This is a genomic window from Shinella sp. JR1-6, assembly GCF_004284735.1.
Classification (GTDB): domain Bacteria; phylum Pseudomonadota; class Alphaproteobacteria; order Rhizobiales; family Rhizobiaceae; genus Shinella.
Map to the genome: position 1 here is coordinate 86,280 of NZ_SHMI01000013.1, position 13,998 is coordinate 100,277.

The 13,998-nt window shown below is 63.2% G+C and carries 11 protein-coding genes; 6 read left to right on the top strand and 5 right to left on the bottom strand.

Annotation, left to right across the window (positions count from 1 at the left end):
• The first annotated feature begins 5 nt into the window (after positions 1 to 5).
• Positions 6 to 896: a ParB/RepB/Spo0J family partition protein gene (locus EXZ48_RS21350; protein WP_023514416.1), complete on the top strand. Its 891-nt coding sequence runs from the start codon at positions 6 to 8 to the stop codon at positions 894 to 896.
• A gap of 15 nt (positions 897 to 911) precedes the next feature.
• Here the strand turns inward: EXZ48_RS21350 and holA are convergent, their stop codons facing one another.
• From holA to leuS, 3 genes are read right to left on the bottom strand one after another with little or no spacing between them, the layout of a single operon-like run.
• Entirely contained in the window at positions 912 to 1,946 is a 1,035-nt protein-coding gene (gene holA / locus EXZ48_RS21355) for a DNA polymerase III subunit delta (protein WP_130518116.1), read from the bottom strand.
• A 7-nt stretch (positions 1,947 to 1,953) separates the two neighbouring features.
• Entirely contained in the window at positions 1,954 to 2,478 is a 525-nt protein-coding gene (gene lptE, locus EXZ48_RS21360) for an LPS assembly lipoprotein LptE (protein ID WP_130518117.1), read from the bottom strand.
• Positions 2,465 to 5,095: a leucine--tRNA ligase gene (gene leuS / locus EXZ48_RS21365; protein ID WP_130518119.1), complete on the bottom strand. Its 2,631-nt coding sequence runs from the start codon at positions 5,093 to 5,095 to the stop codon at positions 2,465 to 2,467. Before leuS ends, lptE begins: the two co-directional genes overlap by 14 nt.
• A gap of 198 nt (positions 5,096 to 5,293) precedes the next feature.
• Here leuS and EXZ48_RS21370 point away from each other — a divergent pair, with 198 nt between their 5' ends.
• On the top strand, positions 5,294 to 5,953 hold the full coding sequence (locus EXZ48_RS21370) for a YggS family pyridoxal phosphate-dependent enzyme (protein ID WP_023516582.1): 660 nt from the start codon (positions 5,294 to 5,296) through the stop codon (positions 5,951 to 5,953).
• A 132-nt stretch (positions 5,954 to 6,085) separates the two neighbouring features.
• Positions 6,086 to 7,990 carry a propionyl-CoA synthetase gene (locus EXZ48_RS21375; protein WP_130518121.1) on the top strand — a complete coding sequence of 635 codons (1,905 nt, stop codon included), beginning with the start codon at positions 6,086 to 6,088 and terminating at the stop codon, positions 7,988 to 7,990.
• A 60-nt stretch (positions 7,991 to 8,050) separates the two neighbouring features.
• Here EXZ48_RS21375 and EXZ48_RS21380 read toward each other — a convergent pair whose 3' ends face one another.
• Positions 8,051 to 8,752: a DUF1013 domain-containing protein gene (locus tag EXZ48_RS21380; RefSeq protein ID WP_023516580.1), complete on the bottom strand. Its 702-nt coding sequence runs from the start codon at positions 8,750 to 8,752 to the stop codon at positions 8,051 to 8,053.
• Between the two features lie 232 nt (positions 8,753 to 8,984).
• Between EXZ48_RS21380 and acs the strand changes: the two genes are divergently transcribed.
• On the top strand, positions 8,985 to 10,940 hold the full coding sequence (gene acs, locus EXZ48_RS21385) for an acetate--CoA ligase (protein ID WP_024271275.1): 1,956 nt from the start codon (positions 8,985 to 8,987) through the stop codon (positions 10,938 to 10,940).
• Positions 10,941 to 11,117: 177 nt separating this feature from the next.
• On the opposite strand, the gene EXZ48_RS21390 is transcribed toward acs, so the two are convergent.
• Positions 11,118 to 11,315, bottom strand: a complete 198-nt coding sequence (locus tag EXZ48_RS21390) for a DUF1674 domain-containing protein (RefSeq protein WP_023515750.1) — start codon at positions 11,313 to 11,315, stop codon at positions 11,118 to 11,120.
• Positions 11,316 to 11,526: 211 nt separating this feature from the next.
• Here EXZ48_RS21390 and htpX point away from each other — a divergent pair, with 211 nt between their 5' ends.
• Positions 11,527 to 12,492, top strand: a complete 966-nt coding sequence (htpX, locus tag EXZ48_RS21395; protein ID WP_050745354.1) for a zinc metalloprotease HtpX — start codon at positions 11,527 to 11,529, stop codon at positions 12,490 to 12,492.
• Positions 12,483 to 13,895 carry an RsmB/NOP family class I SAM-dependent RNA methyltransferase gene (locus EXZ48_RS21400; RefSeq protein WP_371687670.1) on the top strand — a complete coding sequence of 471 codons (1,413 nt, stop codon included), beginning with the start codon at positions 12,483 to 12,485 and terminating at the stop codon, positions 13,893 to 13,895. The genes htpX and EXZ48_RS21400 overlap by 10 nt, the downstream gene beginning before the upstream one ends.
• Positions 13,896 to 13,998 lie beyond the last annotated feature (103 nt).

Sequence of the window (13,998 nt, forward strand, 5' to 3'; positions counted from 1 at the left end):
ATCCGATGAATGAAGACAATTCGAAGCGGCGCCTTGGCCGTGGTCTCGCCGCCCTGATCGGGGAAATGGATCAGCTGCCCGCAACCGATGTCGGCGAGCGGCCAGCGGTCAATCCAGATCGCCTGGTTCCGATTGAGTTCGTCGGCCGCAATCCGCGCAATCCGCGGCGCTATTTCGATGAGTCGGAACTTCAGGATCTCGCGTCCTCCATTCGCCAGCATGGCATTGTTCAGCCGGTCGTGGTACGAACGACCGCGGACAATCGTTATGAAATCATCGCCGGCGAGCGCCGCTGGCGCGCTGCTCAGCTGGCAGGGCTTACCGATATTCCGGTCATCATCCGGGATGTGGACGACCGCACGGCCCTCGAAATCGCTATCGTGGAAAACGTGCAGCGCTCCGACCTCAATCCGCTGGAAGAGGCGATGGGGTACGAGCTGCTGATTGCTGATCACGGCTATACGCAGAACGATCTTGGCGAGATCATCGGCAAGAGCCGCAGCCATGTGGCAAACAGTCTCCGTCTGCTGAAGCTTCCCGAACCGGTGCGCGATATGCTGGCGTCCGGCTCGCTTTCCGCCGGTCATGCGCGGGCGCTTATCCCGACGTCCGATCCGATCGCCCTGGCGAAAAGCGTCGTTGCGAAGGGCATGTCGGTGCGTGATACGGAGCGTCTTGCGCAGAACGATATCAAGGCGCAAAGCGATCCGAACCACGGGCAGGCGCAGCGCAAGGACGAGAAGGATGCCGATACGCTGGCGCTCGAGCGCACGCTTTCGGATGTTCTCGGGCTTGATGTGACCGTCAATCACAAGGGAAGCGGCGGGCAACTGCGGATCGCTTACAAGACGCTCGAACAGCTCGAGGAAATCTGCCGGCTTCTCGAGCGACGGTAGAATCCTTAGCCGGATTCAGCGGCGAGCGGATTGCAGAACGGTCGCCAGCATGGTTTGCATGGCGATCGTGTCTTCCAGTGCCGGGCGCTGCCGACTTTGCAGGATGGCGGCCTGAAGACGCTGTGTTTCACGACGGATTGCCGGACCTGTCCAGCTTTTCAGCGCGTTCTCGACAATCGGCTTGCGCCGGAAATGCAGATGCCGGCCAAGGGTTGCCATGGCCTGGGCGGCGGGCGCCCGCTTTTCATCCATTTCGGCGCGCATCAACTCAAGGAGCTGGAACTGTCGCAGGCATCCTTGCAGCACAAGGAAGACCGGTGTCTTGGACGAGACGATCTTCTGTATGGCGTGCAGGAAACCGTCCTTGTCACCTCTCAGAATGGCGTCGATGGCGTCATCCGTCGAGATCGCGCTGGCATCGCCGACAATCTCCTCGACGTCTTGCTCCTCGATCAGTTCCCTACCCCGACAATAGAGCGCCAGCTTGCGCACCTCGTTGCGCGAGGCGAGCCGGTCTCCGCCGATGGTTTCCACCAGGCGCGTGAGGGCGGCAGGTGAAATGCGCAGGCCCTCCGAGGCCAGTTCCTGGTCGATGAGGGCCTGGAGGGCGCGCCCGTCGTCTGCATAGCAGGCAATGGCGACGGCGGCGGAACTTGATTCGGCCACCTTGCGCAGTCCGGCGCCCTTCTTCAGGTCGCCGGCTTCGATGATCAGCGTTGAGGGACCTGCGGGCTGTTGGGCAAGGATGTCCAACGCGTCGGAGAGGCCCTTTTCGCTGCCGGCATTGCGGATCCAGACCAGGCGATCGCCACCGAAAAGGCCGATCGCGTTCATCTCGTCGATCAGCCGCCCGGGCTGACCGCCGATCTCGCCGGCATCGAGTTTCACGACGGAGAAGGCATCGGTGAGGTCGACGCCGCTGACGGCGGCGAGCGCCGCGGCGCGCTCCGAAACCAGGCCCCGGTCGGGTCCATAGATAAGGAACAGCCGCACGGGCAGCGGTTTGCGCTTCAGGAAACCGTCGAACTCGTGCGACTTGACTTCGGCCATAGCCGGCTCAGCGACGGCCGAGAGCCGACGCGACATCCGCGCGGATCAGCTCTGCCAGCTCCCGGGAACCGCGGTTCTCCGCATCCCTGACCGCCCGCAGCTTGGCGAATTCCTGCACGGGATAATCGACGAGAGCGACTGCGGAGCGCTTGCCCGAGGCCAGTGTTTCGCCGGAGTCGGTCTGCACGAGATTGTAGTCCGCAGAAACGACGATGCGGCCGGCGCGGGGAATGTCGTCACGCACGTCGAGCAGCACGCCGATCTTGCGGACCGTCACGTTGAGTTCGAGGTGGTAAACCGCGCTCTGCGTCTCGCCGGCGCCACCGGAGAAAAGGAAGATCAGGTCGTTGCGGACCTGCTGTTCCACGCGGTCATCGGCTTTCGAGATGGCCACGGCGGCAAGCTTGCCCTCCGTACCGGCGGGCGTGGAGTAAAGCGGCCGCACCTGGCAGCCGGCGACGACGCCAAGGATGGCGATGCCGGCAAACGCCTTGGCGAACCGCGAGAGGCCGGTTCCGTCAGACAACAACATTCACGATCCTCTGTGGTACGACGATGATCTTCTTGGGTTGCTGGCCGGCAAGGGCCGCCTGAACCGCTTCGAGCGCCAGGACGGCCGCCTGGACGGTAGTCTGGTCCGCATCGCGGGCGATTGTCAAATCGGCGCGCTTCTTGCCGTTGATCTGCACCGGCAGCGTGATCTCGTCGTCGGCGACGAGGCGGTCTTCGTAGGACGGCCAAGGGGTTGTCGCGACGAGGCCTTCGCCGCCAACCGTGCGCCAGCATTCTTCCGCCAGATGCGGCGTCATGGGCGCAACGATGCGGATCAGGATGCCAACCGCTTCACGCAGGGCCGCGGTAAGGTCGCTCGAGGCCTTGCCGGCAGCGGCGGTGGTGAGCGGCGCGGCAAGCGCATTGACGAACTCGTAGATGCGCGCAACGGCCTTGTTGAAGGCAAGCTTGTCGTAGTCGGCCTGAACGGCCTTCAGCGTCTTGTGCGCTGCCTGGGAGACGGCGAGCGCTTCACCGTCCGTGCCGGGACGGCTTTCCGCTGCTTTCAGGGCGGGTGCGGCTTCGGAAACAAGGCGCCAGACGCGCTGGACGAAGCGGTGGGCACCTTCGACGCCGGCTTCCGACCAGATGACGTCGCGATCCGGCGGGGAGTCGGACAGCACGAAGAAGCGGGCCGTATCGGCACCATAGGAGGCGATGATGTCGTCGGGATCGACGACGTTCTTCTTCGACTTCGACATTTTCTCGATGGAGCCGATAGTGATTTCTTCGCCGGATTCGAGAAGCGTCGCGTGGCGCTTGCCGTCGATCTCCTCGATGCGGATTTCGGCGGGTGTCACCCATTCGCGCTTGCCGGCGACGGTGCGGCTATAGGTTTCATGCACCACCATGCCCTGGGTGAAAAGGCCCTTGAACGGCTCCTTCACGTCGAGATGGCCGGCAACCTGCATGGCGCGGGTGAAGAAGCGCGAATAGAGCAGATGCAGGATCGCGTGTTCGATACCGCCGATATACTGGTCGACCGGCAACCAGGCATTGGCTGCGGCCGGATCCGTCGGGTCGTTCTCCCACGGGGCGGTGAAACGGGCGAAGTACCAGGACGAATCGACGAAGGTGTCCATCGTGTCCGTCTCGCGGCGAGCGTCCTTGCCGCATTGCGGGCAGGCGACGTGGCGCCAGGTCGGATGGCGGTCGAGCGGGTTGCCCGGCTTGTCGAAGGTGACGTCGTCGGGCAGCTTGACCGGCAGGTCTGCCTTCGGAACCGGCACGACGCCGCAATCCTCGCAGTGGATGACCGGAATGGGGCAGCCCCAGTAGCGCTGGCGCGAAATGCCCCAGTCGCGCAGGCGAAAGTTCACCTTGCGCTCGCCCTGCGGGGCGTTGCCAAGCGTTGCGGCCGACAGGCGCTTTGCCACCTCCTCGAAGGCGGCGCCGGTGCTGAGGCCGTCGAGGAAGCGGGAATTGATCATCACGCCGTCGCCGACATAGGCTTCGTCGGCGATGGCGAAGGTGGCGGCGTCGCCGTTTTCAGGCATCACGACCGGCACGACCGGCAGGTCGTATTTGCGGGCGAAGTCGAGGTCGCGCTGATCCCCGGAAGGGCAGCCGAAGATGGCGCCCGTGCCGTAGTCCATCAGGACGAAGTTGGCGACATAGACCGGCAGCTCCCAGCTGGGATCGAAGGGATGGCGCACGCGGATGCCGGTGTCCATGCCCCTCTTCTCCGCCGTCTCAAGTGCGGCGAGCGAGGTGCCGGCACGGCGGCACTCCTCACAGAACGCCATGATCTCGGCGTTCTTCGCCGAAACGGCCTTGGCGAGCGGATGGTCCGCGGAAATGGCGATGAAGGAGGCGCCGAACAGCGTGTCGGGACGGGTGGTGTAGACGGTGATGTCCTTCTCGCCGGCGAGAACCGCGCCGGTGGCGATCTCCCAGCGCACCAGCATGCCTTCCGAGCGGCCGATCCAGTTCTTCTGCATCAGCCGGACTTTCTCCGGCCACTGGTCAAGCGTTTCCAGCGAATCGAGCAGGTCCTGGCTGAAATCGGTGATCCGGAAGAACCACTGCGTCAGCTCGCGCTGCTCGACGAGTGCGCCGGAGCGCCAGCCGCGGCCGTCGATGACCTGCTCGTTGGCGAGAACCGTATGGTCGACCGGGTCCCAGTTCACCTTGGACTGCTTGCGGTAGACGAGGCCCTTCTCCAGAAAATCGAGGAAGAGGTGCTGCTGGCGCTGATAGTATTCCACGTCGCAGGTGGCGAACTCGCGCGACCAGTCCAGCGACAGGCCCATGGACTTCAGCTGGTTGCGCATGGTCGCAATGTTGTCGTAGGTCCAGCCCTTCGGGTGCACCTTGTTCTGCATGGCGGCGTTTTCGGCGGGCATGCCGAAGGCGTCCCAGCCCATCGGGTGCAGCACGTTGAAACCGCGGGCGCGCTTGTAGCGCGCGACGACGTCGCCCATCGCATAGTTGCGCACATGGCCCATGTGGATGCGGCCAGACGGATAGGGGAACATTTCCAGGACGTAGTACTTTTCGCGCGGATCGTCGTTCTTGGTCAGGAAGACGCTGTCGTCATTCCATTTTGCCTGCCAGCGGGGTTCGGCATCGCGCGGATTGTAACGTTCGGTGGCCATGTCTTTGATGTTCCGGAAGTCTTTTGGGAGTCTTGGAGGGCGGTGCGCCCATGCGAATATGGTGCCGAGACCTTCATCATGAAACCGCCGAAGCGTCAAGTTTTCCGGCCTCCTGGCAGAAGGGATGCGACATGCGCGCGCTTGGCAAACGGCGCCGATTTCGCTAGGTCCGGAACCAGATGCCGATGGAGAGTGACCATGGACCTTCAGGACCGTCTCGAGGACGTTCGCAACCGGATCAGCAAGGCGGCCGTTGAAGCCGGCCGCAGACCCGAGGCGGTGACGCTGGTGGCGGTCTCGAAAACCTTCGATGCCGAAGCGATTCGCCCGGCAATTGCCGCCGGGCAGCGCGTGTTCGGTGAGAACCGCGTGCAGGAGGCCCAGGGCAAATGGCCCGTGCTGCGAGCCGAAACGGCCGGCATGGAGCTTCATCTGATCGGCCCGTTGCAATCCAACAAGGCGGCCGAGGCCGTCGCCCTTTTCGATGTCATCGAGACTGTTGATCGGGAAAAGATCGCCCGCGCAATCGCTACTGAGATGGCGCGGCAGGGGCGTGCGCTGCGGCTCTATGTCCAGGTCAATACCGGGCTTGAACCGCAGAAGGCCGGCATCGCGCCTGATGACACGGTCGCTTTCGTTACGCTCTGCCGTGACGAGCTCGGCCTCACCATCGAGGGGCTGATGTGTATTCCGCCGGCGGAGGAAAATCCGGGCCCGCATTTCGCGCTGCTTGCAAAGCTCGCCGAACGCTGCAACCTCGACCGCCTGTCGATGGGCATGTCGGGCGACTATGACGTGGCTATCGGCTTTGGCGCGACAAGTGTGCGTGTCGGTTCCGCGATTTTTGGAACGCGCTGACGTCCCCGCTTGACGGTCTTCAAGGGGCAATTTGCCGCTTGAGGCTTTCGTCTGGCTTTTCCGAAGCATCGTCCTCTCCTATTCTCCCCCATGGAGGACCGGCCGGTTTCATGGCCGGACATGGAGGATGCGATGCAGAAGACCTATGCCGAGATCTATCGGTTGTGGAAGAATGACCACAGGGGTCATTGGGCCGAGGCGGCCCGGGCGATCGACTGGTTCAGCGAGCCGACGGATATTTTCGACGCGGCGCAGGGCGTCTACGGGCGCTGGTTTCCCGATGCGATCGGCAACACCTGTCACAACTGCGTGGACCGGCATGTGGCGGCCGGGCATGGCGGGGATACGGCGCTGATCTATGACAGCCCGGTGACGGGTCGCAAGGCGCGCTACAGCTACGGCGACCTCCTTTCCCATGTGAATGCTATGGCGGCGGTGCTCGTCGATCAGGGCGTAGAGAAGGGCGACCGCGTCATTCTCTACATGCCGATGATCCCGGAGGCGATCTTCGCCATGCTGGCCTGTGCGCGCATCGGGGCGATCCATTCGGTGGTCTTCGGTGGGTTTGCCGCGAGCGAACTCGCAGCGCGCATCGACGATTCCACCGCGAAACTCGTCGTCACGGCCAGCTGCGGCATCGAGCCCAATCGCGTGGTCGCCTACAAGCCGTTGCTCGACACGGCGATCGAGCTGGCCGGGCACAAGCCGGAGCGTTGCCTCGTGTTGCAGCGGCCGGAACTGGTGGCGGAGCTGAAGCCGGGGCGCGATGTTGATCTCGGCCCTGCGCTTTCGGCGGCGCGGGAGGATGGGCGTGAAATCCCCTGCGTGCCATTGGCGGCAACGGATCCGCTCTACATTCTCTACACGTCAGGTACGACCGGCCAGCCCAAGGGCGTCATCCGCGACAATGGCGGCCACATGGTGGCACTGGCCTGGACGATGCGGGCGTTCTACGGCGTGGAGCGCGGCGAGGTCTATTGGGCGGCGTCGGATATCGGCTGGGTCGTCGGCCATTCCTACATCGTCTATGCACCGCTTCTCAATGGCAGCACCACGGTGCTCTACGAGGGCAAGCCGGTCGGCACGCCGGATGCGGGCGCCTTCTGGCGGGTGGTGGAGGACTACAAGGTCTCGGTGCTCTTCACCGCCCCGACCGCCTTCCGCGCCATCCGCAAGGAGGATCCGGAAGGTGTACTCGTCAAGCGGCACGACATTTCCAGCCTGCGGGCCCTGTTCCTGGCCGGTGAGCGGGCCGATCCGGATACAATCCGCTGGGCTGAAGCGGTGCTCGGCGTGCCGGTCATCGATCACTGGTGGCAGACGGAAACCGGCTGGCCGATCGTCGGCAACCCGCTCGGCCTTGGGCTGCTGCCGGTGAAACACGGCTCCCCGACTGTGCCCATGCCGGGTTATGAGCTGCATGTGCTCGACGATGCCGGCCACGAGGTTTCGCCTGGCACGCTCGGCAACATCGCCATCAAGCTGCCCCTCCCCCCTGGCTGCCTGACGACCTTCTGGAATGCCGACGAGCGTTTCCGCTCAGCCTGCCTTTCGGAGTTCCCCGGCTACTACAAGACGGCCGATGCCGGTTACATCGACGAAGACGGGTACGTCTTCATCATGTCGCGCACCGACGACATCATCAACGTTGCCGGTCACCGTCTTTCGACGGGCGCGATGGAAGAGGTCTGCGCGAGCCATCCGGATGTCGCCGAATGTGCCGTGATCGGCGTCGCCGATGCGTTGAAGGGCCAGTTGCCGGCCGGCTTCCTCGTTTTGAAGAGCGGTGTTTCACGTGAATCATCGGTCGTGGAGCAAGAGGTTGTCGGCCTTGTGCGCGAGCGCATCGGCCCGGTCGCCGCCTTCAAGACGGCGATCTGCGTAAAGCGCTTGCCGAAAACGCGCTCCGGAAAGATCCTGCGCGGTACCATGCAGAAGATCGCGGACCGGGTGGACTGGAAGATGCCGGCGACCATCGACGATCCCGCTATCCTGGACGAGATTGCCGAGGTCTTGTCGAGTCGGCGGATCGTTTGAGCAACAAAAAACCCGGCCATTTCGGTGGCCGGGTTTTTGCTGTCTGGTGATGGAAGGCGCTTAGAAGCGGTCGTCTTCATCCTCGTCCGGCGTGGCCGACTTCAGCGACTTCAGCTTGGCGAAGACGGCATCGGCGTCGATTTCCTTCTCTTCCTCGCGGTCGGTGCTGTAGGGCAGCTTTTCCGTTTCCTGCGCGGATTCGAGCGTTGCGCCGAGTTCGGCGGCGGTCGGCAGCGGACGACCCTTCGAGGCGCGTTCGACCTCGAGGTCGAGGTCGATCTGCGAGCACAGACCCAGCGTTACCGGATCCATCGGCGTCAGGTTGGTCGAATTCCAGTGGGTGCGTTCGCGGATCTGCTCGATCGTCGATTTGGTCGTGCCGACGAGACGCGAGATCTGCGCATCCTTGAGTTCCGGATGGTTGCGCACCAGCCAGAGAATGGCGTTGGGGCGGTCCTGGCGCTTGGAGACCGGCGTGTAGCGCGGGCCCTTGCGCTTGGATTCCGGCACGCGGACCTTCGGTTCGGACAGCTTCAGCTTGTGATTCGGATTGGCTTCGGCGCGGGCAATTTCCTCGCGCGACAGCTGACCGGTCGAGATGGGGTCGAGGCCCTTGATGCCCTGCGCCGATTCGCCGTCGGCGATGGCCTTCACTTCGAGCGGGTGCAGTTTGCAGAATGTGGCGATCTGGTCGAACGACAGCGCCGTGTTGTCGACCAGCCAGACCGCGGTCGCCTTTGGCATGAGGAGCTGCTGAGCCATGGATATAGTCCTTCTGTCCGTCCGCGCCGGTGTCGCGGGCCGTGGGGTGTAACCACTATGTTCCGGGAATTCGGCCCTCTATACAATCACTGTCGCAGAAATGCAATTCTTCAAGCGCAAATGACCTTTTGTCTAATTGCCCGAAGGATTTGACCTGATATGTATGGCGACGGAGATGCGGGGGACCGGAGGAGACACGGCTTGCCCGCCCATGCGCAGTGAGGAGGAATCCATGTCCGCAAAGACCTATCCGGTGCTGAAGTCCGCGAAAAGCCGCACGCTGATCGACAACGAAACCTATCAGAACTGGTATCGCGAAAGCATCGAGAACCCGGAGCGTTTCTGGGACAAGCACGGCATGCGGATCGACTGGTTCAAGCCCTATACCAAGGTGAAGAACACGTCGTTCACCGGCAAGGTGCCGATCAAGTGGTTTGAAGACGGCATCACCAACGTCTCCTACAATTGCATCGATCGCCATCTCAAGGCGCATGGTGATCAGGTCGCCATCATCTGGGAAGGCGACAACCCCTATATCGACAAGAAGATCACCTATAACGAGCTCCATGAACACGTCTGCCGCATGGCGAACGTGATGAAGAAGCACGGCGTCAAGAAGGGCGATCGCGTCACCATCTACATGCCGATGATCCCGGAAGCGGCCTATGCCATGCTCGCCTGCGCGCGCATCGGCGCCGTGCACTCCGTCGTCTTCGGCGGCTTCTCGCCGGATGCCTTGGCCGGCCGCATTGTCGACTGCGAATCGACCTTCGTTGTTACCTGCGACGAGGGTGTGCGCGGCGGTAAACCCATTCCGCTGAAGGAAAACACCGACACGGCGATCGACATCGCCGCCAAGAACCATGTCATCGTCAACAAGGTGCTCGTCGTGCGCCGCACCGGTGGCAAGATCGGCTGGGCGCCGGGCCGTGACATCTGGCATCACCAGGAAGTGCTGACCGTGCCGCGCGATTGTCCGCCGGCCAGGATGAAGGCGGAAGACCCGCTCTTCATCCTCTACACGTCGGGCTCCACCGGCAAGCCGAAGGGCGTTCTGCACACCACGGCCGGCTACCTCGTCTATGCCTCGATGACGCACAAATACGTCTTCGACTACCAGGACGGCGATATCTACTGGTGCACGGCCGACGTGGGTTGGGTCACCGGCCATTCCTACATCGTCTACGGTCCGTTGGCGAACCGTGCGACCACGCTTATGTTTGAGGGCGTGCCGAACTTCCCGGATGCCGGCCGCTTCTGGGAGGTGGTCGACAAGCACAAGGTCAACATCTTCTACACCGCTCCGACGGCGATCCGCGCCCTCATGGGCGCTGGCGATGCCTTCGTGAAGCGCTCGTCGCGTTCGTCGCTGCGCCTGCTCGGCTCGGTCGGTGAGCCGATCAATCCGGAAGCCTGGGAATGGTATTACAACGTCGTCGGCGAAGGTCGTTCGCCGATCGTCGACACCTGGTGGCAGACGGAAACCGGCGGCATTCTGATCACCCCGCTGCCGGGCGCCACGGAGCTCAAGCCCGGTTCGGCGACACGGCCGTTCTTCGGCATCAAGCCGCAGCTTGTCGACAATGAAGGCAACGTGCTGGAAGGGGCGGCCGACGGCAACCTCTGCATCACCGACAGCTGGCCGGGCCAGATGCGCACAGTCTATGGCGATCACAAGCGCTTCGTCGAAACCTATTTTTCGACCTACAAGGGCAAGTATTTTACCGGTGACGGCTGCCGCCGTGACGAGGATGGCTATTACTGGATCACCGGTCGTGTCGACGACGTGCTCAACATTTCCGGCCACCGCCTCGGCACGGCCGAAATTGAATCGGCCCTCGTCTCGCACCATCTGGTCTCGGAAGCCGCCGTCGTCGGCTATCCGCACAGCCTCAAGGGCCAGGGCATCTACTGCTATGTCTCGCTGATGGCTGGCGAGGAAGGCACCGATGCGCTGCGCCAGGACCTCGTCAAGCATGTGCGCAAGGAGATCGGCCCGATCGCGACGCCGGACAAGATCCAGTTCTCGCCCGGCCTGCCAAAAACGCGTTCCGGCAAGATCATGCGCCGCATCCTGCGCAAGATCGCCGAGGACGATTTTGGCTCTCTCGGCGATACGTCCACCCTCGCTGATCCGGCCGTGGTGGACGACCTGATCGCCAACCGGCAGAACAAGGCTGCGGGTTGAGCCTGAAACATAAAGCGAAACGGCGGCCACTGGCCGCCGTTTTCGTTTGAGGTGGTTTTGTTTGAGCGGGAGTTTCCATCCTCGGGTCTGTCGGGGATCCTGCTGTGTGGAGTGTCGGCCGAGTGGTAGGCGGATCACACCTCACCGTGATGAAGGAGAGACCCCGGGCGTATCCCGTCAAAAATCGATTGCCCGGCCTTTGATCTCCCAATCACCGAAGCGGGCCGGATCGGCTCCGCCGCGTCCACCGGTCTCCGGGGCGGGTTCCGCCTGCGGGGCGGCCTTGCGGCGTTCTTCTGCTTCCTGAAGGGCCCGCTGGGCGGCGGGGGACAGCACTTTCCGGCCGTCCGTATGATTGTCGTTGTCGCTTTGCATGAAATTGGGCATCCTTCCCGGATATTGAAGAATTCCTGTTCGCTTCCCATCCTATAAGGCATGTCGCGCAAAAGTGTGCAGCGGTTTTGCGAGAACGACATGAAAAAGCTAGGTGTGAAGGCGTTGTGGAAAGCGCTGATTCACGTGAAACATTCCCTTGACAACAGGTGAATGGCAGCCCGGCAAGAGACCAGACAGGAGCCGAAAACGTATGAACATCGTTCGCACAGCCATGCTTCTCGCCGTGATGACGGCGCTTTTCATGGGCGTGGGCCTGCTCATCGGCGGCAAGGGCGGCATGCTGATCGCGCTTCTCGTCGCCATCGCCATGAACTTCTTTTCCTACTGGAATTCCGACCGCATGGTGCTGTCCATGTATGGCGCCAAGGAGGTCGATGAGCGTTCGGCGCCGGAATATTACGGCATTGTGCGCGATCTCGCCAAACGCGCTGGCCTGCCCATGCCGCGCGTCTATGTCATCAACAGCGACCAGCCGAATGCCTTTGCCACCGGCCGCAACCCGCAGAATGCCGCGGTTGCTGCTTCGACCGGCCTGCTGCATGCCTTGACTTATGAAGAGGTGGCGGGCGTGATGGCGCATGAGCTCGCGCATATCCAGAACCGCGACACCCTGACCATGACGCTGACGGCGACGATTGCCGGCGCGATCTCCATGCTCGCCAACTTCGCCATGTTCTTCGGCGGTAGCGGCAACCGGGAAAACAACAACCCGCTCGGCTTCATCGGTGTGCTCATTGCCATGATCGTCGCCCCTTTCGCTGCCATGCTGGTGCAGATGGCAATCAGCCGCACCCGCGAATATTCTGCCGACAAGCGGGGTGCGGAGATCTGCGGCAATCCGCTCTGGCTCGCCTCCGCCTTGAAGAAGATCGCGGTCGCTGCCGGCCGCATTCGCAACGACGGCGCCGAGCACAATCCGGCGACAGCCCATATGTTCATCATCAATCCGCTGTCGGGCGAGCGCATGGACAACCTGTTCTCCACCCATCCGAACACGGAGAACCGCATCGCCGCGCTTCAGGAAATGGCCCGCGGCAAAGAGATGCGCTCGACGGAGCCGGTGCGGGCTGATAATCCGTCCCGCAAATCGCGTTCCGTCCCGTCGACCGGCTGGGGACGCGGAGGTTCCGAACCGCCCAAAGGTCCCTGGTCTTGAACGACGACAATCGAAAAAACAGATCGCATCCGAAACGCCATCGCCCCAGCAAGGGGCCGTCTGCGGATGCCGCAGCCAACCATCCGGAAAAGCCGGGCCTGCGCGCCCGGCAGGCCGCGGCCAAGATCCTGGCGGCTGTCGTCGATCGCAGGACGCCGCTCGACGGCATGCTTGACCTCGAAAACGGCAACCCGGCCTATTGCCAGCTGAACGATGCCGACCGTGCGCTCGTCCGTGCCATCCTCAACACGGCGCTGCGCCACCTCCCCCGCATCGAGGCCATTCTCGACACGCTGGTCGGCACGCCCCTGCCTGATGGCGCCCGGGCGCTGCATCACGTCCTGACGGTCGCCGCGGCACAGATCCTCTATCTCGACGTGCCCGATCACTCCGCTGTCGACCTCGCGGTCGAGCAGGCGCAGATCGATCCGCGCAACCGCCGTTTCGCAAGCCTCACCAATGCGGTGCTGCGCCGCCTGTCGCGCGAAAAGGCCTCGCATTTGACGGCGACAAATGCCGTTTCCGTCATCCCGGCCTGGTTCCATGAGCGGCTAGCCGCCGTCTACGGACATGACCACGCCGCGCGCATTGCCGATGCCTTGCTCGAGCCCTCCACTGTCGATCTGACGGTCAAGTCCGATGCCGAAGGCTGGGCCGAGCGGTTCGGTGGCCTGATTCTACCGACAGGGTCGGTCCGCCTTCCGGTTGCCTCCGGTGCCATTCCAGCACTCGAAGGCTTTGAGGACGGGGAATGGTGGGTACAGGATGCCGCGGCAAGCCTGCCGGCAAAGCTGTTTTCGGATCTTGCGGGCAAGCGGGTCGCCGATCTCTGTGCTGCGCCCGGCGGCAAGACCGCGCAGCTCGCCGCAGCGGGGGCCAAGGTCACCGCCCTCGACCAGTCCGGCAACCGTCTGAAGCGGCTTGTCGGCAATCTCGACCGGCTCCGCCTCTCGGCCGAGACCGTTGAGGCGAACATGGCGGAATACCGCCCGGGTGAACTCTTCGATGCCGTTCTTCTCGACGCACCCTGCTCCTCGACAGGCACGATCCGCCGTCATCCCGACGTGCTCTGGACCAAGGGGCCGGAGGATATCGGCAAGCTGGCCGGCCTGCAGGAACGTCTGCTGCGCCACGCGCTGACGCTGGTGCGCCCCGGCGGCGAGCTGGTCTTCTCCAACTGCTCGCTCGATCCGAGCGAAGGCGAGGAGATGGTATCCCGCGTTCTCGCCGACAATCCGGACTGGCGCATTGCGCCGGTCGATCCTGCCGACTGGCCGGGTTTGGAAGAGGCGATTTCCCCGCGCGGCGAATTCCGCACCACGCCTGCGATGCTGCCCGCAACCGGCAGCCATGCCGGTGGCCTGGATGGGTTCTATGCCGTGCGGCTCGTCCATGCCGGCTGATCTGCAAGGGCGCCTGGGAACGGCTTCCACCGTCGTCAACAGTCCATCGACCGGCAGTCAATTGACGACGCTTGCCTTCTCGGCCTAGCTATAGGCCCAGGAG